Source organism: Bacteroidia bacterium (assembly GCA_016218155.1).
Taxonomy (GTDB): Bacteria; Bacteroidota; Bacteroidia; order Bacteroidales; family GWA2-32-17; genus GWA2-32-17.
Genome location: JACREQ010000069.1, coordinates 157501 through 184214 on the forward strand (window position 1 = coordinate 157501; position 26714 = coordinate 184214).

At 30.4% G+C, this 26714-nt stretch carries 23 protein-coding genes; 9 read left to right on the forward strand and 14 right to left on the reverse strand.

Translation table 11 applies throughout. The features are described from left to right. Window positions 1–79: 79 nt before the first annotated feature. Entirely contained in the window at window positions 80–1456 is a 1377-nt protein-coding gene (locus HY951_12695) for a tryptophanase (GenBank protein ID MBI5540914.1), read from the forward strand. Window positions 1457–1562: 106 nt separating this feature from the next. Beyond that, on the forward strand, window positions 1563–2141 hold the full coding sequence (locus HY951_12700) for a hypothetical protein (protein MBI5540915.1): 579 nt from the start codon (window positions 1563–1565) through the stop codon (window positions 2139–2141). A gap of 56 nt (window positions 2142–2197) precedes the next feature. Here HY951_12700 and HY951_12705 read toward each other — a convergent pair whose 3' ends face one another. Next, entirely contained in the window at window positions 2198–4723 is a 2526-nt protein-coding gene (locus tag HY951_12705; GenBank protein MBI5540916.1) for an ATP-dependent Clp protease ATP-binding subunit, read from the reverse strand. A 223-nt stretch (window positions 4724–4946) separates the two neighbouring features. On the opposite strand from HY951_12705, the gene gyrA reads away from it, so the two are divergent. The 5 genes from gyrA (at window position 4947) to HY951_12730 (ending at window position 12879) form a co-directional block, all read left to right on the forward strand. After that, a complete protein-coding gene (gyrA, locus tag HY951_12710; protein MBI5540917.1) occupies window positions 4947–7562 on the forward strand; it encodes a DNA gyrase subunit A in 2616 nt (871 codons plus the stop codon). A gap of 35 nt (window positions 7563–7597) precedes the next feature. Beyond that, a complete protein-coding gene (locus tag HY951_12715) occupies window positions 7598–9157 on the forward strand; it encodes a tetratricopeptide repeat protein (GenBank protein ID MBI5540918.1) in 1560 nt (519 codons plus the stop codon). Between the two features lie 77 nt (window positions 9158–9234). After that, on the forward strand, window positions 9235–10359 hold the full coding sequence (locus HY951_12720) for a tetratricopeptide repeat protein (protein ID MBI5540919.1): 1125 nt from the start codon (window positions 9235–9237) through the stop codon (window positions 10357–10359). Between the two features lie 40 nt (window positions 10360–10399). Then, window positions 10400–11662: a hypothetical protein gene (locus HY951_12725; GenBank protein MBI5540920.1), complete on the forward strand. Its 1263-nt coding sequence runs from the start codon at window positions 10400–10402 to the stop codon at window positions 11660–11662. 56 nt (window positions 11663–11718) lie between these two features. Then, on the forward strand, window positions 11719–12879 hold the full coding sequence (locus HY951_12730) for a tetratricopeptide repeat protein (GenBank protein ID MBI5540921.1): 1161 nt from the start codon (window positions 11719–11721) through the stop codon (window positions 12877–12879). Between the two features lie 154 nt (window positions 12880–13033). On the opposite strand, the gene HY951_12735 is transcribed toward HY951_12730, so the two are convergent. The 5 genes from HY951_12735 to HY951_12755 all read right to left on the reverse strand — a co-directional run bounded on the left by HY951_12735 (window position 13034) and on the right by HY951_12755 (window position 18507). Next, window positions 13034–14404: a T9SS type A sorting domain-containing protein gene (locus tag HY951_12735; protein ID MBI5540922.1), complete on the reverse strand. Its 1371-nt coding sequence runs from the start codon at window positions 14402–14404 to the stop codon at window positions 13034–13036. A gap of 101 nt (window positions 14405–14505) precedes the next feature. Beyond that, the gene (locus tag HY951_12740; GenBank protein MBI5540923.1) at window positions 14506–17283 is read right to left on the reverse strand and encodes a hypothetical protein; all 2778 of its coding nucleotides are present in this window, start codon (window positions 17281–17283) and stop codon (window positions 14506–14508) included. A gap of 168 nt (window positions 17284–17451) precedes the next feature. Next, window positions 17452–17646, reverse strand: coding sequence for a cold shock domain-containing protein (locus HY951_12745; GenBank protein ID MBI5540924.1), 195 nt, complete (start codon window positions 17644–17646; stop codon window positions 17452–17454). A gap of 28 nt (window positions 17647–17674) precedes the next feature. Next, a complete protein-coding gene (locus tag HY951_12750) occupies window positions 17675–18127 on the reverse strand; it encodes a cold shock domain-containing protein (protein ID MBI5540925.1) in 453 nt (150 codons plus the stop codon). Window positions 18128–18330: 203 nt separating this feature from the next. After that, the gene (locus HY951_12755; protein ID MBI5540926.1) at window positions 18331–18507 is read right to left on the reverse strand and encodes a MarR family transcriptional regulator; all 177 of its coding nucleotides are present in this window, start codon (window positions 18505–18507) and stop codon (window positions 18331–18333) included. A 92-nt stretch (window positions 18508–18599) separates the two neighbouring features. Here HY951_12755 and HY951_12760 point away from each other — a divergent pair, with 92 nt between their 5' ends. Further along, window positions 18600–19244 carry a LemA family protein gene (locus tag HY951_12760; GenBank protein MBI5540927.1) on the forward strand — a complete coding sequence of 215 codons (645 nt, stop codon included), beginning with the start codon at window positions 18600–18602 and terminating at the stop codon, window positions 19242–19244. A 75-nt stretch (window positions 19245–19319) separates the two neighbouring features. Here the strand turns inward: HY951_12760 and HY951_12765 are convergent, their stop codons facing one another. Continuing rightward, complete coding sequence (locus HY951_12765) at window positions 19320–20459, reverse strand: DUF2027 domain-containing protein (protein MBI5540928.1); 1140 nt, start codon at window positions 20457–20459, stop codon at window positions 19320–19322. A 48-nt stretch (window positions 20460–20507) separates the two neighbouring features. Here HY951_12765 and HY951_12770 point away from each other — a divergent pair, with 48 nt between their 5' ends. Then, window positions 20508–21716 carry an S-adenosylmethionine:tRNA ribosyltransferase-isomerase gene (locus HY951_12770; protein ID MBI5540929.1) on the forward strand — a complete coding sequence of 403 codons (1209 nt, stop codon included), beginning with the start codon at window positions 20508–20510 and terminating at the stop codon, window positions 21714–21716. Between the two features lie 61 nt (window positions 21717–21777). Here HY951_12770 and HY951_12775 read toward each other — a convergent pair whose 3' ends face one another. The 7 genes from HY951_12775 to HY951_12805 form a co-directional block, all read right to left on the reverse strand. After that, window positions 21778–22353: a DUF5606 domain-containing protein gene (locus HY951_12775; protein ID MBI5540930.1), complete on the reverse strand. Its 576-nt coding sequence runs from the start codon at window positions 22351–22353 to the stop codon at window positions 21778–21780. An 81-nt stretch (window positions 22354–22434) separates the two neighbouring features. After that, a complete protein-coding gene (locus HY951_12780; protein ID MBI5540931.1) occupies window positions 22435–23148 on the reverse strand; it encodes a TerB family tellurite resistance protein in 714 nt (237 codons plus the stop codon). Window positions 23149–23153: 5 nt separating this feature from the next. Continuing rightward, on the reverse strand, window positions 23154–23744 hold the full coding sequence (gene coaE / locus HY951_12785) for a dephospho-CoA kinase (GenBank protein MBI5540932.1): 591 nt from the start codon (window positions 23742–23744) through the stop codon (window positions 23154–23156). Then, window positions 23744–24745 carry a YbbR-like domain-containing protein gene (locus HY951_12790; GenBank protein ID MBI5540933.1) on the reverse strand — a complete coding sequence of 334 codons (1002 nt, stop codon included), beginning with the start codon at window positions 24743–24745 and terminating at the stop codon, window positions 23744–23746. The genes coaE and HY951_12790 overlap by 1 nt, the downstream gene beginning before the upstream one ends. A 7-nt stretch (window positions 24746–24752) precedes the next feature. After that, window positions 24753–25073: a preprotein translocase subunit YajC gene (gene yajC, locus HY951_12795; GenBank protein MBI5540934.1), complete on the reverse strand. Its 321-nt coding sequence runs from the start codon at window positions 25071–25073 to the stop codon at window positions 24753–24755. Window positions 25074–25101: 28 nt separating this feature from the next. Further along, window positions 25102–25563 carry a DUF1573 domain-containing protein gene (locus tag HY951_12800; GenBank protein ID MBI5540935.1) on the reverse strand — a complete coding sequence of 154 codons (462 nt, stop codon included), beginning with the start codon at window positions 25561–25563 and terminating at the stop codon, window positions 25102–25104. A 66-nt stretch (window positions 25564–25629) separates the two neighbouring features. Continuing rightward, complete coding sequence (locus HY951_12805; GenBank protein ID MBI5540936.1) at window positions 25630–26559, reverse strand: transcription antitermination protein NusB; 930 nt, start codon at window positions 26557–26559, stop codon at window positions 25630–25632. Between the last annotated feature and the right edge of the window lie 155 nt (window positions 26560–26714).

Here is a 26714-nt window from a genome sequence, read left to right on the forward strand (position 1 = left end):
CAGAGATAACTAATATCTTAGGCTTTTTATACAATTTCTATTTTTATCAATTTTATTAATCTTTTTAAATTTATTTCATATGGAATTACCATTTGCAGAACCTTATAAAATTAAGATGGTTGAAACCATCAAAAAAACTACACGTAGCGACAGAGAAAAATGGGTACGTGAGGCAAAATATAATTTGTTTAACCTTAGCAGTGATAAAATTTTTATCGATCTTTTAACTGATTCAGGAACCGGTGCAATGAGTGATCAGCAATGGGGGAAAATAATGACAGGGGACGAAAGTTATGCTGGGTCAAGTTCTTATTTCGCGTTAAAAGATGCAGTTAAAAATCTTTTTGGATTCGAATATTTTTTACCGACACATCAGGGAAGAGCTGCAGAAAATGTGCTTTTCAGTGTTATGGTAAAAGAAGGAAATATTGTTCCGGGCAACTGTCATTTCGATACAACAAAAGGTCATATTGAATTCAGAAAGGCACATGCTGTTGATTGCACTATCGATGAAGCTTTCGACACAACTGTTTATCACCCTTTTAAAGGTAATGTTGACATTAATAAGCTTGAAAAAGTTTTAAAATCAAGTCCTAAAGAAAACATTCCAATGATTATTGTGACCATAACAAACAACACAGCGGGTGGTCAGCCAGTATCAATGGAAAATTTAAAAAACGTAAAAGAACTTGCAAATAAATTTGGAATACCAGTAATTTATGATTCTGCACGTTTTGCCGAAAACGCATACTTTATTAAAGTTCGTGAGAAAGGATACGAGAACAAAACCATTCGCGAAATTGTAAGTGAAATGTTTTCTTATGCCGACGGTATGACTATGAGCAGCAAAAAAGATGGTATAGTAAATATTGGCGGATTTATAGGTTTAAGAAGTCAGGATTTATTCCGTGCCGCATCCACTTTCAATATTATGTTTGAAGGTTTTATTACCTATGGTGGGATGGCTGGTCGTGATATGAATGCACTTGCACAAGGCTTATACGAAGCAACAGAATTCGATTATTTAGAATCGAGAGTAGGACAGGTAGCTTATCTTGGAAAAAGACTTGTAGAGTTTGGTGTTCCTGTTCAGGAGCCATTTGGTGGGCATGCAATTTTTGTTGATGCAAAAAGATTTTTCCCACATATTCCTCAATCAGAATATATCGCTCAAATATTAGGCATTGAACTATATATTGAAGGAGGGGTTAGAGGAGTAGAAATAGGCACGTTGTTAGCAGATCGCGATCCGGAAACTCGCCTGGACAGGCTTCCTGCTTTAGAGTTACTTCGCTTAGCAATTCCAAGAAGGGTTTATACAAATAATCATATGGATTATATTGCTGTAGCTTTAAAAAATGTTTACGACAGAAGAAATGAAATTAAACGCGGATATAAAATTTTATGGGAAGCTCCAATTATGCGTCATTTCACTGTTGAATTGGAGAAACTTTAAATTATAAAAATCATAATCTTTAGTTTATTTAACCTTTATTTGTTTGAGGTTTCATATTAATCTACAAACAAAGAAAATTAATGTTATATATTTCGAATTTTACAAAATGAAAAAAATAAAAGTAATTTTATTATATTCCATAGCAATAATTTTAGTATTTCAATCATGTAAAAAAGGTGAAGATGACCCAACTATTTCTTTAAGATCGAGAAAAGCAAGATTAGTTGGTGAATGGAGTTTAACCTCCGGCAAAATCACATCTCATGAGGAATACACAACAACAGTTACTACATATGATGGAAAAACATCTATTTCTTCTGTTTATGGAACAAATCCATATACAGAAAAAATGTTATTTAGTAAAAATGGAACATTTTATATTATATTTACAAATTATGCTGTATCTAGAAAACTGTCAGGCTATTGGAAATTTGGTAGTGAAATTAAAGAAATGGATTTAAAAAATAAAGAATATGTTTTACTTATTGTTAATTCATTATCTGACACCTACCCGACAGGCGTAGAAGTTGAAACTTTTTCTGGGTCAATGTGTCCAGTTTATACATTTAAATTAAAAGAATTAAAAAATAAAAAACTTACTGTTGAATTCGACGGCATTGATAATTGGTCAACAGGTTATACATCAGAAAGTGGATGGAAATCCTTTTCTAACAAAGAGAAATAATATAAACCGTTTTCAAATTTAAAAAAAATGGCTGTTAAAATTAACAGCCATTTTTTTTATTCTTCTTTTGCCTTTTCAACAGAATTATTTTTATTCTGTATTTTAAAAGTTATTAATTCAGTCTTTTTGTTAAACCCTGCAATTATAACATCATTTGGCTGTGGAGAATTTTTAATTATAATCTCAGCCATTGGGTCTTCAAGATATTTTTGTAAAGCACGTTTTAAAGGGCGGGCACCAAACTGGGCATCAAAGCCACGGTCAGCAATAAAATCTTTTGCCTGTGCAGAAATCTTTAATTCATAACCCATGATTTTAACTCTATTGTATAAGCCTATAAGCTCAATATCAATAATCTCATGAATATTTTCACGTGATAAAGAGTTAAACATAACAACATCGTCAATTCTATTTAAAAATTCTGGTGCAAAAGCTCTTTTTAAAGCATTTTCTATAACACCCTTTGCATGATCGTTAAATGAATCCTTTTTAGCTGCTGTTTCAAAACCAACACCACGGCCATAATCAGAAAGCTGACGTGTACCAATATTTGATGTCATTATAATTATAGTATTACGGAAGTCAACACGACGACCCAAACTATCTGTCAATCTGCCTTCATCCAAAACCTGTAACAATATATGGAATACATCAGGGTGAGCTTTTTCTATTTCATCTAAAAGCACAACAGAGTAGGGGCGACGACGCACTTTTTCCGTTAACTGACCACCTTCTTCGTAACCAACATATCCCGGAGGAGCTCCAACTAAACGCGATACCGAGAATTTCTCCATATACTCACTCATGTCAATACGAATGAGGTTATCAGCATTGTCAAATAAATATTCTGCAAGAACTTTTGCAAGCTGTGTTTTTCCAACACCAGTCGGACCTAAGAAAACAAAAGTTCCAATTGGTTTGTTAGGATCTTTTAAACCTGCACGGTTTCTTTGTATTGCTTTTACAATTTTTTGTATTGCATCATCCTGACCAATTACTTTTCCTTTTATTTCGCCAAGCATTTTTAAAAGACGTAACCCTTCAGCCTGAGCAATTCTCTGAACAGGGACGCCGGTTTGCATAGCAACAACTTCGGCAACGTTATCTTCAGTAACAGTCTGACGATGTTTACTCATATCTTTTTCCCAACGAACTTTTTCTATTTCAACAGCATCTAAAAGCTTTTTCTCCTGATCGCGAAGATTTGCAGCCAACTCGAAATTCTGATTTTTTACAGAACTTACTTTTTCCTTTTTAACAACTTCAATTTTCTTTTCTAAATCAATAATTGTTTGAGGAACATGAATATTTGAAATATGAACACGTGAGCCTGCTTCATCTAAAGCATCAATTGCTTTATCAGGTAAGTGCCTGTCGGTAATATAGCGGTTTGTTAACTTAACACAAGCTTTTATTGCATCGTCGGTATAGCTTACATTATGGTGATCTTCGTATCTTTCTTTAATGTTATTTAAAATTTCATATGTTTCTTCAACAGAAGTAGGCTCTACCATAACTTTCTGGAAACGACGCTCTAATGCACCGTCTTTCTCAATATACTGACGGTATTCATCAAGAGTAGTAGCACCGATACATTGAATTTCTCCACGAGCCAAGGCAGGTTTTAACATATTAGCAGCATCTAAAGAGCCGCTTGCACCACCTGCGCCAACTATGGTATGAATTTCATCGATAAACAAAATAACATTATGATTTTTAGCTAACTCATTTAAAATAGCTTTAATTCTTTCTTCAAATTGTCCTCGATATTTTGTTCCGGCAACAATAGAAGCTAAATCTAAAGTAACAACACGTTTTCCAAAAAGAACACGCGATACCTTTCTTTGAATAATACGAAGTGCTAAACCCTCTACAATTGCAGACTTACCAACACCCGGTTCACCAATTAAAATAGGATTATTTTTCTTACGTCTGCTAAGAATCTGAGCTAAACGTTCAATTTCTAATTCTCTGCCGGTTATTGGATCTAAGCGACTTTCTTCAGCAGCTTTTGTTAAATCAACACCAAAATTATCAAGAACAGGAGTTTCTGAGGTTGATTTTCCAGCACTTGGATTTCCTTTGCCGGCTCCATAACCTGGACGTTCTTCATCGTCACCATATGAATCATCAGACTGATTTTTTGGTGCTTCGCCTTGTAATATTCCTTTTACTACAGGATAATCAATATTATATTCTTCTAATAATGTTGGAACAAATGAATTATCGTCCTTTAAAATTGCAAGAAGTAAATGCCCTGTGTCAATTACAGAATTTTTTAATGATTTTGCTTCTAAATAAACCAATTTTAAAACTCTTTCAACATGTTTTGTTAAAGGAAGATTATCTGCTTCAGTCATTTTTAAAGCATCACTTGCTTTAATTCTCTTTTCAATTGCATTTCTGATATCAGTTAAATTTACACCCATTGAAACCAAAATATCAATTGCAACACCTTCTCCGTCACGAAGCAAACCAAGGAATACATGCTCAGTCCCAACAACATCATTTCCAAGCCTTACAGCTTCCTCTCTACTGTATGATAAAACATCTTTTATTCTTTGTGAAAACTTTGAATCCATAGTCACTTATTTTTTTGAAATAATTCAACAATTTACATTCAACCAAATGTACTTTACACTTTGTAAAGTTAAGCATTTTCGATATATCAATTATAAACACGGTAATGTTAATAATTAGGGCTATAAAATTTTTTATTCCAGTTAAGAAAAACTACCTTAGTGCTTTCATTTTAAAATGAATAATACATTGTTATTTAATTGATTAAAAAATAGTTCTAAAGAAATGATTGAAGGCGAAAAAATTTTAAGAGTAAACATTGAGGAAGAAATGAAGAGTTCATATATCGACTATGCAATGTCGGTTATTGTTTCAAGAGCTCTTCCGGATGTTAGAGACGGTTTAAAACCAGTACACAGAAGAGTTTTATTTGGAATGAATGAATTGGGAAACGGTTCAGGAAAACCTTATAAAAAATCTGCAAGAATTGTTGGTGAGGTTCTTGGAAAATATCACCCACATGGCGACACTTCAGTTTATGATGCAATGGTGCGTATGGCTCAGGAATGGTCATTACGTTACCCATTAGTTGACGGACAAGGAAACTATGGTTCGGTTGACGGTGATAGTCCTGCTGCAATGCGTTACACAGAAGCAAGACTTAAAAAAATCGCTGAAGAACTTTTAGCCGACCTTGATAAGAACACTGTCGATTTTAAATTAAATTTTGACGATACACTTGAGGAACCAACAGTTCTTCCTGCAAAATTTCCAAATTTATTAGTTAATGGAGCTTCGGGTATTGCTGTTGGTATGGCCACTAACATGGCTCCTCATAATTTAACCGAAGTTATAAATGCAACTATTGCATATATTGAAAATGAAGAAATTACTATCCCTGAATTAATACATTTCATAAAAGCTCCTGATTTTCCTACAGGTGGATTAATTTATGGTTACCAAGGTGTAAAAGAAGCTTTTGAGACCGGTCGTGGAAGGGTTGTCATGCGTGCAAAAGCTAATATCGAAACTGAAGGCAATCGTGATCTTATTGTTATTAACGAAATTCCATATCAGGTTAATAAAGCTGAATTAATTAAAAAAATTGCTGAATTAGTTAACGAAAAGAAGATTGAAGGCATATCAAACGTTAATGACGAGTCGGACAGAACCGGAATGCGTATTGTTATTGACCTTAAGAAAGATGCAAATGCGAATGTAGTGTTAAATACACTTTTCAAACTCACTTCTCTTCAGACTTCTTTCAGTGTTAATAATATTTGCTTGGTTAACGGAAGACCAAAGCAATTAAACCTAAAAGAACTTATTCATTATTTTGTAGAACACAGACATGAAGTAGTAATTCGCAGAACTCAATTTGAATTAGAACAGGCTGAGAAAAAAGCTCACATTTTAGAAGGCTTACTAATTGCTCTTGATCATATTGATGAAGTAATAAAACTTATTAGAGCATCAAAAACTGTTGAAGAAGCACGAGATGGCTTAATGACTAACTTCGGATTAACCGAAATTCAGGCAAGAGCTATACTTGATATGCGTTTGCAAAAACTTACAGGTTTAGAACGCGAAAACTTAAAGAAAGAATATGAAGAATTAATGAAACTTATTGATTATTTAAAATCAATTTTAGCTGATGTTGATCTTCGTAAAAATATTATTAAAGAAGAACTTATAGAAATCAGAGATAAATTTGGTGACGAAAGAAAAACCGAAATTATTTATGCTTCTGAAGATTTTAACCCAGAAGATTTCTACGCTGACGAAGATGTTGTAATTACAATTTCTCATTTAGGCTACATAAAACGCACTGTTTTAACCGAATACAGAGTTCAGAACAGAGGAGGTATAGGTTCAAAAGGAAGCGAAACCCGCGATGAAGACTATATCGAACATGTATATATCGCTTCAATGCACAATACATTGCTTTTATTCTCAGAAAAAGGTAAATGTTTCTGGCTAAAAGTTTATGAAATTCCTGAAGGCACAAAGAACTCAAAAGGACGTGCAATTCAGAATATTCTTAACATAGATCCTGACGATAAGATTAAAGCATATGTTCATGTTACAAAGCTTGATGACGAAGATTATGTAAAGAATCACTTTATTGTTCTTTGTACTTTTAAAGGAATCATTAAAAAGACTACTCTTGAAGCTTATTCAAGACCAAGGTCAAACGGTATTATTGCAATTAATATTCGTGAAGACGATCAGTTATTAGAAGCTAAATTAACTAATGGAAGTCACGAAATTATTATCGCTAACCGTGGTGGACGCGCAATTCGTTTCAACGAATCTAAGGTTAGACCAATGGGAAGAAGCGCAACAGGTGTTAAAGCAATTAAACTTGTTGATCCTATAAATGGTGGTGTAGTTGGAATGGTTTGCGTTGAGAATCAGTCGGAAGACTTATTGGTTGTAGCTGAAAACGGATACGGTAAACGTTCAAAATTAGCAGATTACCCAATGACAAATCGTGGAGGTAAAGGGGTAAAAGCAATGAACATTACTGAAAAAACCGGAAAATTAATTGCAATAAAAGGCGTTTTAGATACAGATGATTTAATGATTATTAATAAGTCTGGAATTACTATAAGAATTGCAGTTAAAAATCTTAGAATATTAGGAAGAGCTACACAAGGCGTTAGACTAATCAACCTGAGAGAAGGTGATTCAATTGCTTCAATCACTTATGTTGAAGCTGATGAAAATGCTGAAGTAGCTGAAATTGATGGCGAAATATTAGCTGAAGAAATTATTGAAGGAGCTGAAACTGACGAAGTTGATGATATAGATGATGCTGATGAAATAGAAGAAGTTGATGGTGAGGAAAACGACGAAGAAAGTGATGGCAAAGATTTTGATAATGAACCAGAAAAATAATAATTAATTTAAAGTATAATATAAATTTCAAAACAATGAAAAAATTACATTTAGTAATCCTTATTTTAGCAGCAACCTGTGGATACACTTTCAGCCAAACGTGTAGCTCATGCAGGGTTAGCTCATTTAACTATTTAAAATATTCAGAGTTAGATAAAGCTAAAGAAACAAGTGATTTTTGTATTACTTGCGATAAAAGTAAAGTAGATCCAAGAGTTTGGTACTATCGCGGTATGATTTATCAAAATATTCATACAAGTAAAGATTACAAAAAACTAGATGCAGAAGCTGCTGATAAAGCTTTCGAAGCATATAAATCTGCATTGGTATTCAATTTTGTTGATCCTAATTTACAAAAATTAGATATTATCAATAATCAGGCAGACCAAATGAAGTTTTTCACTGCTTTAAATGACCAGAAAACAAAATACGTTGATTCTGAAATGCTTATGGATATATTAATGAATCAATATCCAGCTTTGGCAAATATTTTTGTAAACAAAGGTGTTGAAGAGTATCAGACAAACAAAAATTACGAGAAGGCTTATAAATACTTTGAAAATTCACTTTTTGTATCCGGAATGTCAATGAAAATTGATACACCTGTAATTTATTATTGTGCACTAGCTGCTCAAAAAGCAAAAAAATATGAAGAAGCTAAACAAATGTTTGATGTTTTAATTAAACTTGGATACGGTGCCAACGATAAAGAAAGAGTAGGAAATTATTTCTTCTTAGCAGATATTCACAAAAACAATGGAGATACTACAAAATATATCAGCACACTTAAAAAAGGTATTGAAAAATACCCAAAAGAAAGTACTCCACTAGTAGTCGAACTAATTAACTATTATTTAAGTTTTAATGATGTTAAAACATTTGATGTTTCGTTTACTGATGGAAGTGGTGCAATTGCAAAAGAATCAGCAACTAATATCTGGGAGAAAACTATAGATGTTAAAAAAGGACAAATAATTACTGTTACTGCAAACCTTAAAATTGGAAATCAGATAACAATTGAATTTTTCTCAAATTCAAAGTCAGTAAAAAAAGCTGAAGCTACCGGAGCAAACGGATCGGCTACATGCACATACACAGCTACAGATAAAGACAAAAAAGTTACTTATAAAATTAACTCAACTCCTGAATACGTAAACAAAACAAGCGAAGCTATAAACTATCTTGACCTTGCAATTAAAAATAGTCCTGATAACCCAACATACTGGTTTGCACAGGGAAGTTTATATGACGCAAACTTAAAAGACACTTTAAAAGCTGTAACTTCTTATAAAAAGGCAATTGAACTAAATCCAAATTATTTCGAACCAAATTATAATATGGGAGCTATGTATTATAACCAGGGTGCAGAAATGCTTAATACTGCTAATAATATAACCGATGATAAATTGTATAAAGCTGCAAAAGCAAAAGCTGAAGATAAATTAAAGGAATCATTGCCATACCTGGAAAAAGCGCATGAAATTTTACCTGCAGATTTATCTACAATGGAATCATTGAAAAATACATACTACAGACTTAGTATGTTAGAAAAAATGGAAGCTATTAAAAAAGAATTGGCAGGAGCAAAAAAATAATACTTAAATAATTAAGTTTAATGGGAGAAAGCTTAGTTTTCTCCCATTTTTATATAATTAAACCAACACTTTAGCTTATGAAATCGATTTGCCTTACAATCATGCTTTTATGCTTAAGTATTTTTAGTTTTTCACAAAAAATAAACCTCGAAGATATTATAAAGTTACTAAAAGCGGGTGATGCTCAAAAAGCTAAAGAAGCAACAGATTTATCAATAAAAGATAATGAGCTAATAACAAACCCACGAACATGGTATTACAGGGCCGTAACTTACCATTCTATTTACGAAAGTCCCCTTCAGGAAGTAAAAACATTAGCAAAACAACCATTAACTGAAGCCTATAATTCCTATTTTAAAACAATGCAACTTGATAAAAATAAGGAGTTTAATTCTGATGTAATAAAGGCATTAAGTATTCTTGCATCACAAATGGTTTACGAAGGAATTCAATATTTTAATACACAAGATTATACAAATGCTTTATCTTGTTTTGAAAACAACATTTCAATCAACAAGTTACCTGCAATAAACCAAATTGATACAATAGTATTATATAATGCTGCACTCTCAGCCGAAAAAGGAGGAAAAAATCAACTTGCAATTGATTATTATAATCAACTTATAAAACTTGAATACGGGGGTGCAAATATTTGCCTTGATTTAGCCAAGCTTTATAAAAAAGAAGGTAAAATAAATGAATATATTTTAACATTAGAAAACGGTCTTAAAGCATATCCAACCGAAGATATAGGCTTAATATCTGAATTAATTAATCATTATTTAGAAGTTGGGAAAAACGATGAAGCAATGAGTTATGTTGATAAAGGAATTTTTCGTGAACCTAAAAATCAGGCGTTTCATTTTGTAAAAGGTAGTTTATTTGAACAAAAAGGAGAATTAATTAAAGCCGAAACAGAGTATTTAAAGGCAATTGAAATAGATCCTGAGTATAATGATGCACTTTTTAATTTAGGAGCTCTTTATTTTAATCAGGCAACAGATATTATAAAGGTTGCTAAAACAAAGGATGAACAGTCAAAATCTTTTGCTTTATACACAAAAGCTCAACCACATTTAGAAAAATTAAATATTTTAACTCCAGGTGATGTTCAGATAATGAAAATGTTAAAGACTATTTACACATTGCTTAAAATTGATGACAAACTTTTAGAAATCAATAAAAAGTTGGAGAAATCCTAATAATGAAGTAATTTTATATCTTTAAATAGCAATATTTTATATGAGGACAATATTTCTGATAATTATTTCTCTAGTAATAGTCACATCTTCAGCATTATCGCAAACAGATACAAAGCCAGCCAGTAAAGGAGAAAATTTTATAAAACAAATTGAAGGAAAGTTAGATAAAGCAAAAATAGCTATAGATAAAAGTTGTGCAGATATTAATGGAAGTAAAAGTGCAGATAATTGGTATTTAAAAGGATATGTTTATACTGAATTGGCAAAATCTGAAGTTTTCAAGAAAACTACTCCAAATGCAGCAAAAGAAGCACTTAAAGCTATTGAAAAATGTAAAGAATTAGATACAGAAAATAAGTTAAACTCTGATTGTATTAATGTATTATTTGATTTAAGTACAATGTTTTATAATCAGGGAATAAATTCTTATAATTCAGCATTAAAAACAAATACTCCGGCAGAATACTCAACAGCCTTAGAAAATTTCGAAAACTTTTTTGAATCGGTAAAAACATTAGGAAGCGATCAGGCAATTGTTGATCATCTAATTGAAACAAGTAAAATAAACAAAAATTCTATAATTGTTTATACTGGTTATTGCGCTCAAAAGACTGGAGATAAAGAGAAAGCAAAAAAATATTATTCTCAGGTTGTTTTAGTAAACGAGCCTAATATTGAAAAAGCTAAACAGGCTGGAATTCCATTAGGCTATATTTATTATTCCGATTTATTATTGTCAATGGGCGATACAGCTACGTCAAAACTTGTAATAGATAAAGGGGCAAGACTTTATCCTGACAACACAGACGTTATAATGGCTGCAATAGATGTATTCAGTAAAGCAAAAAAAGTTAGCGAAATGGCTGAATTTATTCAGGCAGCAATTCTTAAAAATCCAACAAACACAAAAATGCTTGTTGTCTTAGCTGGAGCTTTCAATACAATTTCAAAAGATTATGCTAAAAAAGGTTATCAGGCAACCTCGGTAGAATATCGTGATAAAGCAGTTAAAACATATGAAAAAGCTTTAACATTAAAAACTACTGATAATCAGCTATTATTTAATATTAATTTTAACCTTGGTGTATTATACTATAATCCTGCTGTTACAGCATATAAAGCTAGATCTGAATCAAACAAACAGGAATATGAGTATTTGTTTAAAAAATCTGTTCCATATTTAGAAGCAGCATATAAAATTGATCCAAAAAATCGTAATGTAATGACTATGTTAATGAAAGCATATCAAACACTGAACGAAACAGGAAAAGCTGTAGCTATTGAAAAAGAGCTTTATAAATAATTTACCCGAAAAGTGGTTTTTATTGTATCAAAAGCCCTGTACAGAACGTAAAAAGCATGAAGCAAATTTCTGTAATGATTAGGGTAGCGACAACTTTATTAATTATTAATCTTTTAAGCGTATTTGCGTTTTCACAAACTGCTATTGATAATTACCAGAAATTTTTAAAAGCAGGAGATTATATTAATGCAAAAAAAGAAATAGATGTTGCTGCCGCTGATCCATTAAATTCAAAGGTTGCTAAAGTATGGCTTTATAGAGGTGAGATTAACTCATTATTATATTCAAGCAAACCTGTTGAGAACCCCGGAAGTATTGAGATTGCATACATGTCAATTATGAAAGCCAGTTCGCTTGATATTAAAAAGGAACTCTCAAAAGAAATAGCTACACAAATTAAATTGCTTTCTCAACTATACTTTAATAAAGGAGCTACAGAATTTAATAATCAAAAATATAATGTTGCATTACTTACTTTTGAACGTTCGGCAGATGTTGGTAACTTACTTAATCCATCTGTAACTAATCAGGAAACATATTATTATGCAGGAATTTCTGCTGCACTTTCAAATAATACCGATAAAGAAAAAAAGTATTTATTACTTCTAGCTTCACAGAATTATCCAAAAGTAGAGGTATATAACTATTTAGCAGAGGCATACAAAGCAGAAAAGAATAATTCAGCTGCAATTGAGGCATATAAAAAAGGAATTAATCTTTTTCCAAATAATTCATACCAGCTTATTGTAAACGTTGTTAAACTTTTTTTAAATTTAGGATTAACCACTGAGGCATTAGAATATCTTAATAAAGGAACTAAATTGAACCCAACTCAGGCTGAATTATTTAATTTGCAGGGAAGTTTATTTACACAGTTAAAACAAGATAAAGATGCAATGCAAAGCTATATTAAGGCTGTAGAATTAAATCCGAATCATCCGGATGCAGTATATAATTTAGGAATAATGTATTATAACAGTTCTATAAATCATTTAAAAACTGCAGATTCGTACTTAAATATAAATCAGGAGAAATATAGCAGCGAAAAAGAAATATTTTTATCAGAAATAAAAAAGGCAGCACCATTATTAGAAAAAGCACTTGAACAAGATGGGAGCAATAAAAATACTATGATTTGCCTTTTGGATATTTACAAAAGATTACAAAGAAAAGAGCAGTATGATAAGCTCAAGATTAAACTAAGTGCAACTAAATAAATCGGGGAATACAATAAAATTTAAATCTAATTCGTTATAAAGCTATTTAACATAATATAAATTATGAGACAATTAAATATAATGAAATACTTTGATTATTATATATTTGCAATTTGGTTTGTTTTGAGTTTACGAACGCAATTCTAAATCAACTCTATTCTTTTATTACCTTAATAAAAGTCGAATTATGTTTGCAATCAATAATTCTAAAGAAATAAATTCCACTTGAGTATTTCTCAATATTAATAGTTTCATTATTTCTTAAATCAAACGTTTCAATCTTATTGCCCAATTGATCCAGTACAATTATTTTTTCAATAATATTAGATTTTGAATCAATATTAATTAATCCATTTGTTGGATTTGGAAATAAATCAATATTTAGTAAGCTATTTTCAGAAATTTCATTATTGCCAGTTGTTGCCGGACAACTAACTACTAAATCGTATGCACTTCCGCTTCCATCATCAGCATCAACTACAATATAATAGGTATTACCGGCTATTGCCCCCGTATAAGTTGCTGACGATGAAGAAACAGTTCCCAAGCAATTTGTGGCATCGCAACTGCCAAGTATGTAAACATCCAGATCTCCTGTAAAATTTGAAATTGTTGCAGTAATTGTTCCATTGGTACCTGGTATAATTGTGTGCATCCTTTCAGGTCCGGTTTCAGTCCATGTATTACAACCGTAAGTTCCAATTAATGATGAAGCTGTTGAACTGGCACCGGAATACATTATTCCGCAACTTATTGAAATAGCAGCACTACAATCTAATGTTTGTGTTGGTGAATCAAGACAATCCGGCAAACCTGTACCACCTGCAGCTGTTAGTTCTGTTAAACCCATACTGTTAATTTGTGAAAGTGTAAGATGTGTACCTTGTCCCAAACCCGATTGAGGAAAAACTACATAATCAATTATGGGTAATGAAGTGCCTCCGTTTCTGGGACTACCATTCAATCCTAATGCTACTGCAAGATAAATTGATCCTTCACCTAGTTTTCCACCTGGTCCGGTATCTGCAAGGTATGCAAAACAAGTATTTCCGTTAGTTGTATTTTTTGCATAAACCAAATCACCCATTGAAATATTGGCTAATGTTTGTAGCGATGATGGTAAAGCGATAAAAGGAATATTCTCGGAATCGACGTATCGTAATGGATTGTAATTTGAGTAACCCGACTGAACTAAAGAAGTACTTGACACATACATTCCTGGATATGGATCGCCAGATCCCTGAATAATAGGATCACCATTCACATCTGTAACAATACCCCACCAGTTTCCGGGATAACCTGCATTTGCTGTCCAGTCGAGCCCGGTATCATTTGGACCATAAGCTCTGGGGCAACCATCTGCGTCAACAGCAAATTTTGCTCTATATAATATTGCTCCACTTTGATTATGTGTGTAAACATCAAAATTTTCGATTGTTGTTAAATATGTAAGATTGCAATTTAGTTGGCAAAAGCCGGTAATCGAAAATAATGTAATTGTAACAAATGTAAAAAGTAATTTCATGTGTATTTATTAAATTATGTGTTAATCAAATTTAACGAAAAAATAAAATATATGAAATTTGCTTTGCATTTAATCATCATATTATAATAATGTCTTAAAAATTAGTTTTGTTTTAAAGTATATTTAAATGGATAAACAACTTTTGTATATACGGGGTTACCATTAAAATAGCCAGGTATCCACCTTGGTAAAGATTTTAAAACATTTATTATTTCTTTTGCAAATTCAGGCGAATAAGCATTCTCTTGTTTAAATTCTGAAACAACACCAGTCGGTGAAATAAGAAAACTAATATAAGCAGTTCCGCTTTCTTTAGGTTTCTGATTTTCTGTTAATTTCAAAAATAAACTTACATCATTATATAGATTTTTAAGCCCACTTCTATATTCGGGTAATTTATTTACAGTTGAAAGTGTGTCAATTTTATTTAAAATATTACCATTTGTGTCAAAATATTTCCATGTATCGGGTATAAATTTACCATCAATAAATTCTCCCTTTGCAGAAATTTTTCCATTATCATGAAAAAGCTGCCATATTCCTTCTTCCTTTTGATTTACAATTTTACCTTTTGATTCTAAAACACCATTTTTGAAATAATAAATTGTATCTATTGTACCATTAATAAATGATTCTTTAAAACTGACAACACTATCTTTATAATGATAACAATAATCAATCAAGGTATCATTTTTGTAAAATTTCATGATTTCTTTTTCTCCATTTTCAAGATAACTTTCATATTTCCCATTCATTAAGCCTAATTTATAATTAATAATATATTGCAGTTTTCCATTTGGATAATAATATTTCCATTCTCCATCTTTATATTTTTCAATTATACGACCTTCTTCAATTAATTTATCATAATTATAATTACTTATGTCTTTTATTTCCAAATAATCATTTAAGTAATAAGTGAAAGAATTGTGAATCATCTTATTCTCAAATAAAAATCCAGTTGGAAGATATAATAATGATGCATCTTTAATTATTATTGATTGAATTTTATCATTACCAATTAATTTTATAGAACTATTTTTATTATTTGTTAAAACATTAAATGGCATTTCAAAACCTGGTAAAACATTATCAAATTTATAATTAAAAATAATGTCATTGTTTTCTATTGCAGCTGAATATCTTAATAATGGTGGTTCAGCATAATAAAGAAATGTTTTTAACAATGGTGAATAATCTTTTCCTGTGAAATTCTTAACAAAGTTCAGAAAATCATCAGTGCTATTAATCTTGAATTTACTTTGGTTATAAAAATCTTTAATAAGTTTTTTAAAAAGTGAATCATTGTTCATTGTACATCTCAAACTATGAAGCATTATTGCACCTTTTTGGTAAATATCACCACTTAAAAATGTATTGTCATTTACATTCCTCTCTCCCACCATAGGCCAGATATTGAATATGTTTTGCATCACATCTGCAACTCCAGCAATATATGCATCATAACCATATTTTTCTTCTAAAAATAACAATTCTGCATAAGTTGCAAAACCTTCATTAATCCAAGCATCAGCCATATCTCCAATAGCAACAGCGTTTCCCCACCATTCATGAGCTGTTTCATGAACTAAAAGATAATCATATTCAGTTTTTATAAAATCATACCTGTTTATTTTTCCGTAGTTATCACCAATAGCAATAGCACTTTGATGTTCCATTCCCTCAAAAGGTGACTCAATCATTGCTATTCCATCATTTTTAAAAGGATATTCTCCAAAAAGTTTTTCAAAAGTTTCAACTATATCTTTTGTTTTACTATAATATTTTTCAGCTTTAAACTGGTTAGAAGGATGAACATAAAAATCAAAACGATAGGAATTATTTGCATTTGTATAAATTTCATCAAACTGAAAAAAATCTCCAGCATAAAAAGTAACATTATAATTATTTATAGGATAAGATACAAACCATTCATAAGCACTATATTCACTATCTGAAAAATAAGAGTTTCTTAAATTCCCATTACAAATAGCCATTAATTCTTTTGGAACTTCAATTGTTATTTTCATTGAGTCAGGCTTATCACTTAAATGATCCTTATTAGGCCACCAAGAACTTGCTCCAAGATGTTCACAAGAAACACCAATCCAATCAACATCTTTTTTCTTCTTCCATACAAAGCCTCCATTCCAAGGCGGATTTGGAGCTTCTCTTGGAATACCAGAATAATTAATCTGAATTATTTTTTTATCACCGATGTTTAATTCTTCATTAAAATCAATAAATATAGCATTTGCATCTCTTTCATAATTTAAAAAGATTCCATTACATAAAATAGAGTCAATAGAATAATTATCAAAGAGATCTATCTGAATTCGTTTTGTTTTTGCAATAACATTAAAGTAAATCAGGTTTTTCCCAATAATTTTTTTCTCTTCAGGTTTTACTCTGACTTTCAAATTATAGAATGTTACATCAAAACATTTTCTTTCATGTGTTAAAAAACCACGTAAAGTATCTGCTTTACTAAATACAGGTTTTAAATTATTTTCTTCAAGAAGATTAACTTTACCCATATAACCTTCAGCCAAAACATTAGCAGCATATTCTTTTGAAATATAAAAATTTATTGCACTATCTAATTCTAAATCCCCACTTCCTAAAGCTCTCTTAAAATCTATTATAGCAGCATTTACCTGATTTAATTGAAATTTAGCTATACCGCGATTAAAATACATTGGTTTTTCCTGAGGGTATTCTTTAAGAAAATTATCAATTAATGCAATTGCATTAAAAATATTATGATTATTAAGTTCAGATAAAATTTCCTCATATTGCTGGTAATATCTTTGATTTTGAGCAAAAGTTGAATTAAAAAAGATGAAAAGACATAGTAAAAAAGCAATCTTTTCCTTCATAATTATTTCTTCTATTTACAAACAGATTATAACTTTAATGCTATAACACAGATTGTTATAAATATTTTTATATTTTACTTCTAATTGTATTACAAATAAACTCAATATTTAGTTATTAAAAAAGCCACTCTTTTCAGAATGGCTTTCAAATAGATTTTTAATAAAATATTATTCTATTTTCTTTACTTTAACAGCATTCAAGCCTTTTTTTCCGTTTTCAACTTCAAATTCAACTTTATCGTTTTCGTTAATTGAATCGATAAGCCCTGTTTGATGTACAAAAATGTCTTCGCCTGTGTCTGTTTGTTTTATAAAACCAAATCCTTTGGTGTTGTTAAAAAACTTTACTATTCCTTCTTTCATTTTATTTAAATTTAAATTAGTATTTATATTATCTTACGACTCTTACATCAACTGCATTGAGTCCTTTTTTTCCTTTTTCTACCTGAAATGTTACTTTATTATTTTCTTTAATTGAATCAACATGACCATTTATGTGAGTAAAAATACTTTCTTGTGTTACAGAATCCCTGATAAACCCAAATCCTTTTGCATCATTAAAAAATGTAACAATTCCAGTTCTTATTAAAGATACTTCTTCTCCTGCTTCACGTCGGGCAATTCCAATTTGAATATGCTCAGCTTTTACTTTAATTTTTCTGTTTGGATCTGGTGGTGTTGATGTAATTACTCCGTTTTCATCAACATATGCAATCATGCTGTTTAGGTCTCCGTTTCCAGCATTTGCTTTTCGTTCTTCTTTTCTTTGCTCTTTGTCTTTACGCTTTTTTTGTCTGTTCTTTTCTTTTTCGCTTTTGTTGAAAGTTTGCTGAGATTTTGCCATTCTTAATACTTAAATGTTTAAATGAATAATTATTAAACGGCAAGCTCACAATATTCAATAAATTAAAATTGACAGTTCACCATTGCTACAAAGGTACAATAAATTAGCTACAAAACTAAATTATTATTTACAGATTTTTAAATATTTAGAATTATATAACAAATCATAAAAATAAAAGCTCAAATCTGAGCTTTTATTTTTTACTATTTTGGAGCATAAAAACACCGTTGTGGTGATACAACTTTTCCTTCTGTTACAAGTCCTTTAATTGCTTTGTCAACTTCTTTTTTATCTATTCCTGTTAATTCAGCAATTTCACCACCTTTTAAAGGTTTACCACTCTTTTTCAATGCAGTTAATACTTTTTCTTTATTATCCATTTTATGAAATTTTAGGGTTTCTCACTGTAAAATTATGTAATATTTTAGTTGTTTTCACTAACTTCGCTAAATATTTTTAAATCCCAAAATTTATGGAAGAATTACAAAACAAATACGACAAAAACTTAAAAACCAAAGGTGCAGGTTGCCTTGGCGCTACTTTACTAATTAGTATAATAGTTGTTTTTTTAATTATTGTATCATTTGTATCATACCAGTACTATAATGGTTTAGTAGAACGTGAAGGATTGGTTAACAAGCAATGGGCACAGGTTGAAACTCAATATCAATATAGAGCCGACCTGATTAATAATTTGGTTTCTACAGTAAAAGGATATGCAACTCATGAGCAAACAACTTTAACAGGTGTAATTGAAGCACGTTCAAAAGCTTCTTCAATTACTATAAGTCCTGAAAATCTTAACGAGGAATCGTTACAAAAATTCGAGCAGGCTCAGGGTGAATTAAAATCAAGTTTACAAAAACTTATGGTTGTTGTTGAACAATATCCAAATCTTAAAGCCGACCAGAATTTCTTAATGTTACAATCAAAACTAAGTCAGATTGAAGATAAAATTGCTACTGAACGTAGTCTTTTTAACGAAGTTACAATGGAATACAATGTTGCCATAAGAAAATTCCCACGTAATATTTTTGCATCATTATTTGATTTTGACACCAAAGCATATTTTAAAGCAGCAGCTGGTGCTGAAAAAGTTCCTGAAGTAAAGTTCTAAAAAATCAAGTTATTAAGTTAATAGGTTATTAGTTAAACTAACATTTTACTAATAACCTAATAACTTTGAACTATACTATCTACGTATTATCACTAATGTAGCTCCATACCCGTATTCCTGAAATGAAGCATCGTGATATTGCAAATGTTTATACAGATCGTCAAGTTGCTTTCTTAAAGCCATTTTAAGAGTTCCGTTTCCTATTCCGTGAATAAATACAATCTGGTTTATTGTTTTATCCTGTATTGCATTCTCGAGTTCTGACCTGAATTTTCCAAGTTGAATTTCCAACATCTCAGAATTTGACATACCTTTTATTTGATCAACAAGTTGGTTAATATGTAAATCGACTTCAATCAAAACAGGTTCAGGTCTTTTCTTGAATTTCTTTGATAAATCCGGTTCAACAATTTCCTTTTCTAAAAGAATATCTGAAATATTTTTAAAAGTTGGTTTCTCTTTTTCTTCATCTGTAAATTGAGTCTCGAGCTGAATTAGCCATGCACTAAAATCAAAATATTCATTATCTTTAAAACTACTGTTATTTAATAATTTAAATGACTTTATTTTAAGTTCTTCATCAATTACATTTTCACTGTTGTAAATTCCCTTTTTAAATTTAATTGCCTGCACAGTTATACTTTTTAAAGCAGGATATGATTCCTTAGCAATTCTAGAGATATTTATTTTCTCATAGCTGTCTGCCTGACCTGCATCAAGTAAAGCATGCTCATCTCCCTCGCAAATTCCTATAGAATAAAGCAAACTAAATTCAGAATCGTTTATCAAATAGAGACTTACCCCCTCTTCACCATCTTTTTTACCTTTTTCTGGAACAAATGCTATAAAGAATTTATCATCTTGTTTTGAAGTGCTCTTTTTAAATTCCTTAATAGTTTTATCTGAGCTATATTTCTTATTATCAGTTAATTTATCTTCCTCAAATTCTTCTTCAAATGAGTTTTCCTCTCTTTCAGAGTAATTATAATTTATCTGAAAATCAGTAAATTTTTTAGTCTGAATTTTTTCATCTTTCTTAGTATCACTTTTAGTACTGTCAGAATTTTTATTGATAATTACTAATTGCGAAACATTTACAGGAACCTCAAATCCTTCGTCTATAAGAACGTAAGCTGTTTTGTCTTTAATTCTTGTAACTCTGCCACCGCCAACATCATTTAAAAATCTAACGGTATCGCCAACACAAATTGCCATAGTATAAATTTTAAACCATAAAGTTAGTTATTTTTGCAGTCTATGACAATGCATGACCCGCGTAATATTGCTACATCGGTTTTCAGCTACGACTTACCAGATGAAAGAATTGCAAAATTTCCATTAACAGAAAGAAATCAATCTAAATTACTAGTTTATAAAAACGGTGAAATTTCTCATAATAATTTTTCACAACTATCTGATTATATTCCCGAAAGCAGTTTATTAGTTTTTAATAATACTAAAGTTATTCATGCAAGAATTGAATTTAATAAGTCAACTGGTGCCAGAATCGAAATATTTTGTCTTGAGCCTCACTATCCTGCTGAATATGCCGTTGCATTTGCACAAACTAATAAATGTCAGTGGAAATGCATGGTTGGAAACTTAAAAAAATGGAAATCAGAAATTTTAACAAAAGATATAAGTTACAAAAGTAAAATTATAAGAATACAAGCAAAACTGATAGAATCTGAACAAAGCTCACATATTATTGAATTTGAATGGACTAACAATATAAGTTTTGCAGAATTAATAGAAATTTGTGGCGAGATACCTATTCCACCATATTTAAACCGTAAACCTGAAGAAAGTGACAATAAGCGTTACCAAACGGTATATTCAAAAATTGACGGATCTGTAGCCGCACCAACAGCAGGTTTGCATTTTACAGAAAATGAGTTTAACAGTTTAACAAAAAAGGGAATTAATACAGATTACTTAACTCTTCATGTTGGAGCCGGAACTTTTAGACCATTACAAAGTGAAACTTTGGGAACTCATAAAATGCATACCGAGCATTTTCAGGTTTCATTAAAACTGATTCATAATTTAATAAAACACTACCCGAATATCATTGCCGTTGGTACAACTTCAGTTAGAACCTTAGAAAGTTTATACATTATAGGAAATTTAATTGCCAACGAAGTAGAATCTATTCATTTTACTGTAAATCAATGGGACGCATATGGTATTAATGCAAAAACAGACACCATGTTCGCATTAAAAGCAATCGAAAATTACATGATTACTAATTGCATTGATAGCATTAATGCTTCAACTTCAATAATGATTGCACCCGGTTATAAATTCAGAATAATTTCAGGTATAATAACAAACTTTCATCAACCAAAAAGTACATTATTAGCTTTGGTTTCTGCTTTAGTCGGAGATAACTGGAAAAAAATATACAGCTATGCTTTAAAAAATGATTTCAGATTTTTGAGCTATGGCGACTCTTCACTACTAATTCCATAAAATAAAAAAGTCATCTTTAGATGATACTACAGATGACTATTAAAATTAAATATTTTATTTGCTATACTTTCCCTGAGCTTGAGCTGCTACTTTTCTTAACAACAGCAGGCTTAGACATAGTTTTTGGCTTTGCAGCTTTTGTCTTAACGTTATTTAAATCTTTAGGAGTAGCAGTTTTTGCAGCTGCTTTTTTAGCTTTTGGTTTAGCAACTTCCTCTGTCACTTCTTCGGTTTCTTTCTTTTCACTTTCAGGCTCATCTTTTAGTAAATCTTTTGCTAAAAGCATGTTATACCATGAAAACACTTTCTTAATATCAGAAACATAAACCTTATCTTTATCATAATCAGGAAGAATAACCGAGAAAGCTTTAACTAAATCGTTATTTGAAGCTTTTGGATCAACAGATGGCTTGTTTTCATATGTAACAAGCATTTTTTTAAATACCTCAGTTAAAGGAATTTCTTTTTCCTCAGTAAATATTGCGATATCTTCCAAAGAACTAATTTTATAAGAGTTAAATGCCGGCATTCTCTTTCCATCTATCAGAGATTCAACAATAATACTTCCCTTAGCTTGAGATACCATTTTAAAAAGACCAGGATAACCTGATATTGCCATAATTCCTTTCAAATCCATAATTATATTTATTCAGTTTTTGTACAAAGGTAAAAAGTTGAACTTAAAAATTCCCTTAAACAACAATGATTTTATTAACATTTAAACCATGCCCCGTTCTTTCTTTATTTTTTCGTAAGCATCACTTATTTTTTGGAATTTTTCTTTTGCATTCTTCTGTATTTCTTCTCCTAAATAGCTAACCCGGTCAGGATGGTGAATGTGAGCTTGTTTTCTGTATGCTTTTTTAACTTCTTCATTTGAAGCGTTTGGTTCAATTTCAAGTACTTTATATGCTGATTCAATATTATTAGAAAACATAGCAACAACTGAGCCTACATCTTCATTTGAAAGCCCCATTCCTATTCCAATATCCTGAATAAGTATTCTTTCAGATTCATGTACATGTCCGTCGGCCTGTGCAATTCCATATAAAAAATGCAATAATTGTAATCTTGACGAATAATCTAAAAATTGACGAATCTGTCCTGTAACTTCATAAACAGGAATATCTTTATCCAACAAATCCTTCAGCATTTTTAATGCTTCTTTAGCCTCTTCGCTTCCAAAACTTTGAATAAAGAACTTCTTTACGTAGTCAAGTTCAACTTTTAAAACTTTGCCATCAGCTTTCATAACAGCTGCAACAAGAACAATAAGACTTAATGTAAAATCACCTCGTGTGGTTTGGGTAGTCTTTTGTACCCTTACTTCACCTGAATCGAGCACAGCACCAATGGCAAAACCGAATAGTGCTCCAATTGGACCAAAGAATGCCCAACCTAATCCACCTCCTATCCATTTACCTAACTTCATAAATTTTAATTATTTATTCGTGAAATTATATTCTCATATATTGATAAAACCTGCTTTGAAATAAAATCATTTTCGTTATTATAAACCACATAATCAGCAAGTTCAATAGTTTTTTCATCGTACCATTGTGCTGACATTCTTTGTAATATATCTGCTTCAGCCATTCCTCTTTCTTTCAATCTTTTAAATTTCAATTCTTTAGACGAAACTACTAATATATTAAATTTATTAAATCCGGCATTACCGGTTTCAAATAATATTGCCGATTCCAACAATACAAATTTCGATAATATATTAGATTCTGCCCATACCTTATAATCCTCAAATACATACTTATGAACAATTTCATTTAACTTATTTCTTATAGTTAAATCGGAAAAGATTTTTGATGCAATAAATGGTCTGTTAATTTTATTTTCTAAATAGGTTTCATTTCCTAATAGTTTAACTAATTCAGTTTTAATTTCTGAATTAGTTTCCATAATATTTTTTGCTTCTATATCGGAATTGTAAACAGGAATATTAAGTACTTTGAACATATCAGCCACAACTGATTTTCCACTGCCAATTCCACCTGTTAAACCTACAGAAATCATTACTTCTGAGTTTTAATTATAAAATCAACTGTTCTGGGGCTTACCTTTAAATTAAACACATTTGACGGAAACTCTTTGATTAATACAGTTAATTTTTTGGCATTACTTTCTTTTATTTCATTGTAATCGGCAACAGCAGCAAATTGCGCGGGGTTAATAAAATTATATTTACTTAAACCAATGCAATAATAAACTTTAACTTTCTCAGGAAATAACTGAATTTTAATTGAATCTGGAATATTCATAACAGTGACCGGAATTTCAACTGAAGATTCGGTAAATTTTTCTACATCAATTTTAATATTAACATTATTAAATGAATAAGTTAGATTTTTAATCGATTGTAATGTTAAAACTTCATTAATTGATTCTGAAATAACACCTAGATCAATTAAATCTGTTGAAATAAAATTTAAAGTATCTAATATATTTATTGGTCCACTTACGATAATTTTTTCGGGACTAATAGTAATTATATCCTTTAAAACAAGCTGCTTTTGAAGTTTATATTTAATATTTGGTTTTACAACAATTGCTTTTGAAACCTTTTTTGCTAATAAAAATTTTATTGATTCTGGTTTTATTTCAATAATTTTTATTTGATCTGAAAGCTGGTTTTCAATAGTTTCCCTAAATGAAGATGTTCTGATAACAAAACCTACTGTATCAGCCAAATAAATCTCAGGCAAATACTTTAAAATATCAATTTGAAGAGGATAAATGGATTTGCCTATTTTTTGTTTTAAAAGTAAATAACCGGAAGCTTCAACCCTTAATGTAAAATACTCCGGCAAATCAAGAGTTTCAATTTTATCTTCGGGGAAATTAAAATAGGAAACAGGATAGTTAATCTCAGTAACATACTCTTTATCAAGAGCATTTAACGTCCAGATAAAAGTAGATAAAACAAGAAAGAAGAAAAAGATCAGTAAACGTTTATTTAGCCTGACCTTTTCTTCTTTAAATAAGTTTCTAAATTGCCTGAGTAAATCAGATTTCAATCAATATTTATTTTTTTGTTTCCAAGTCGCTTGAATCACGGAAAATTGATGCAATATCAACTTTCATACGCATTTTGTCTTCAACTTCCATGATTATTGTTGTGTCTCTCATTTCAGCTATTTTACCATAAATACCTCCAGAGGTAATTACTTTATCACCAACTTTTAATGATGATCTGAAATTTTTCATTTCTTTCTGCTTTTTCATCTGTGGTCTGATCATAAAAAAGTAGAAAACAACAATAATAAGTAATAAAGGAAGAAGTGACATCAAAGGGTTCTGGTCTTTTCCGCCACCCATTAGTAAAACTAAAAGTAAATTGTTCATTTTATTTATTTAAAAGGTTAAAGATAATTTATTTCTTTTCAGGTTCAACAACTTCTGCCGAAAAATGTAATTCAACAGTATTTGGTTGGGTATTTGCCAAAACTGTTAATGTTTTATTTTGCATACCATTTCTGTCAGAACTGTCAAATACAACTTCAATTTTTCCGGTTTTGCCTGGAGCAATAGGATCAGTATCATATTTTGGAACGGTACATCCACAACTGGCATGAACAGAACTAATAATTAAGTTTGACTTACCAACATTTGTAAAATTGTAAGTATATGCAACTTTTTCGCCCTGAATTATTACACCAAAGTCATGAACCTGCTCATTCCATTTGAATTTAGGAAGTAAGCTTGTATCTCCATTATTTCCGGAGGCTGTAATCGGATTATTTATTAAATCACTATTTACAGTATTGTCATTACTTGAATTACATGCAAATAACATTACTATAGATGAAATAATTAATAAATTTATTATTTTCATTTGCTTATTTTTTTGCAAAGTTAATTTTCATTTATCAGATTTAAAGCATGAACTAAATAAAAAATGTTAATTCTGAACTTTGTCTTCACCAATAAGACCTCTGCCCTTTTTTACAATTTTATTTTCTGATTTTAAGTTTGTGAAAATTTTATCTAAAATACCATTAATAAAAACGCTGCTTCGCTCAGTACTATAGAATTTTGATATTTCAATATATTCATTTAATGTAACTCTGGTAGGAATAAAATCCATTTCAATTGCTTCAACAAGCGCCATTTCCATTAATAACATATCCATAAATGCAATACGCTCTATCTCCCAATTTTTAGTAAACTTACTAATTAACTCAACATTTGCATCATGGTTTACAATTGTCTTTCTGAATAAAGTTTTTACAAATTCTATATCATCATCATTTTTATAAAGTGATGCTAAAGGTTCTATTTCGCTCTGATTTTCTTTAAAACTACCAATTGATTTATTTATCATACTAATAATAAATTCAACATCGTCATTCCAATAAATGCTTTGTTCTTCTAATGATAAAAATAGTTCCTCGTTGTTAGCAATATAATTTGTAAAAATATCTATAACAATCTGTTTATCTTCTTTATAACCAGGTTCAGCACCCTTTGAGTACTTATTAAAACTTTCAGAATCAGAAACCTCAATATATATTTTTTTAACTAACTCTGGATAATTTACCCATGAGAATTTATAATCATTTAAAAACTTCTTAAAATTTTTATTCTGCTCAATTTGCATTAACACTCTGTTATTAACAAACCTTTCGCTAGGATTTAAATCATAATCAGTTGGACGCATTTTATTCTTTGCCATTTCAATTTTATCGGCACTGTAATCGCGTACATCAATAATAAGTAACATGAGGTAATGATACAACTCATATGCTTTATGAATACTATGAAAGAGCTCTTTTTCACTTAACTGCATATCGTGATTGTCGCGTTGAAAGAATGCGTACAACACTTGCATCACTTTGATTCGTAATAGTCTACGGCTTAACATAATTATTTAAGAACCTTTAAATTTACAGGCTGCAAAAGTACTCAAATTATTATATCTATTACCGTTTATTTGCAATTTATTTATTCGGAATTATTAACATGCTTACTAATAAAAAAATACAA

Excerpts from the sequence above, each read along its gene's own strand:
- HY951_12720 (MBI5540919.1), top strand. The coding sequence starts at position 9,235 with ATGAAATCGATTTGCCTTACAATCATGCTTTTATGCTTAAGTATTTTT.
- HY951_12755 (MBI5540926.1), bottom strand. The coding sequence starts at position 18,507 with ATGGATAATAAAGAAAAAGTATTAACTGCATTGAAAAAGAGTGGTAAA.
- HY951_12695 (MBI5540914.1), top strand. The coding sequence starts at position 80 with ATGGAATTACCATTTGCAGAACCTTATAAAATTAAGATGGTTGAAACC.
- HY951_12775 (MBI5540930.1), bottom strand. The coding sequence starts at position 22,353 with ATGGATTTGAAAGGAATTATGGCAATATCAGGTTATCCTGGTCTTTTT.
- HY951_12780 (MBI5540931.1), bottom strand. The coding sequence starts at position 23,148 with ATGAAGTTAGGTAAATGGATAGGAGGTGGATTAGGTTGGGCATTCTTT.
- HY951_12730 (MBI5540921.1), top strand. The coding sequence starts at position 11,719 with ATGAAGCAAATTTCTGTAATGATTAGGGTAGCGACAACTTTATTAATT.
- HY951_12745 (MBI5540924.1), bottom strand. The coding sequence starts at position 17,646 with ATGAAAGAAGGAATAGTAAAGTTTTTTAACAACACCAAAGGATTTGGT.
- yajC (MBI5540934.1), bottom strand. The coding sequence starts at position 25,073 with ATGAACAATTTACTTTTAGTTTTACTAATGGGTGGCGGAAAAGACCAG.
- HY951_12725 (MBI5540920.1), top strand. The coding sequence starts at position 10,400 with ATGAGGACAATATTTCTGATAATTATTTCTCTAGTAATAGTCACATCT.
- HY951_12750 (MBI5540925.1), bottom strand. The coding sequence starts at position 18,127 with ATGGCAAAATCTCAGCAAACTTTCAACAAAAGCGAAAAAGAAAAGAAC.
- HY951_12705 (MBI5540916.1), bottom strand. The coding sequence starts at position 4,723 with ATGGATTCAAAGTTTTCACAAAGAATAAAAGATGTTTTATCATACAGT.
- HY951_12740 (MBI5540923.1), bottom strand. The coding sequence starts at position 17,283 with ATGAAGGAAAAGATTGCTTTTTTACTATGTCTTTTCATCTTTTTTAAT.
- HY951_12765 (MBI5540928.1), bottom strand. The coding sequence starts at position 20,459 with ATGGCAATTTGTGTTGGCGATACCGTTAGATTTTTAAATGATGTTGGC.
- gyrA (MBI5540917.1), top strand. The coding sequence starts at position 4,947 with ATGATTGAAGGCGAAAAAATTTTAAGAGTAAACATTGAGGAAGAAATG.
- HY951_12760 (MBI5540927.1), top strand. The coding sequence starts at position 18,600 with ATGGAAGAATTACAAAACAAATACGACAAAAACTTAAAAACCAAAGGT.
- HY951_12770 (MBI5540929.1), top strand. The coding sequence starts at position 20,508 with ATGCATGACCCGCGTAATATTGCTACATCGGTTTTCAGCTACGACTTA.
- coaE (MBI5540932.1), bottom strand. The coding sequence starts at position 23,744 with ATGATTTCTGTAGGTTTAACAGGTGGAATTGGCAGTGGAAAATCAGTT.
- HY951_12805 (MBI5540936.1), bottom strand. The coding sequence starts at position 26,559 with ATGCAAGTGTTGTACGCATTCTTTCAACGCGACAATCACGATATGCAG.
- HY951_12800 (MBI5540935.1), bottom strand. The coding sequence starts at position 25,563 with ATGAAAATAATAAATTTATTAATTATTTCATCTATAGTAATGTTATTT.
- HY951_12700 (MBI5540915.1), top strand. The coding sequence starts at position 1,563 with ATGAAAAAAATAAAAGTAATTTTATTATATTCCATAGCAATAATTTTA.
- HY951_12735 (MBI5540922.1), bottom strand. The coding sequence starts at position 14,404 with ATGAAATTACTTTTTACATTTGTTACAATTACATTATTTTCGATTACC.
- HY951_12715 (MBI5540918.1), top strand. The coding sequence starts at position 7,598 with ATGAAAAAATTACATTTAGTAATCCTTATTTTAGCAGCAACCTGTGGA.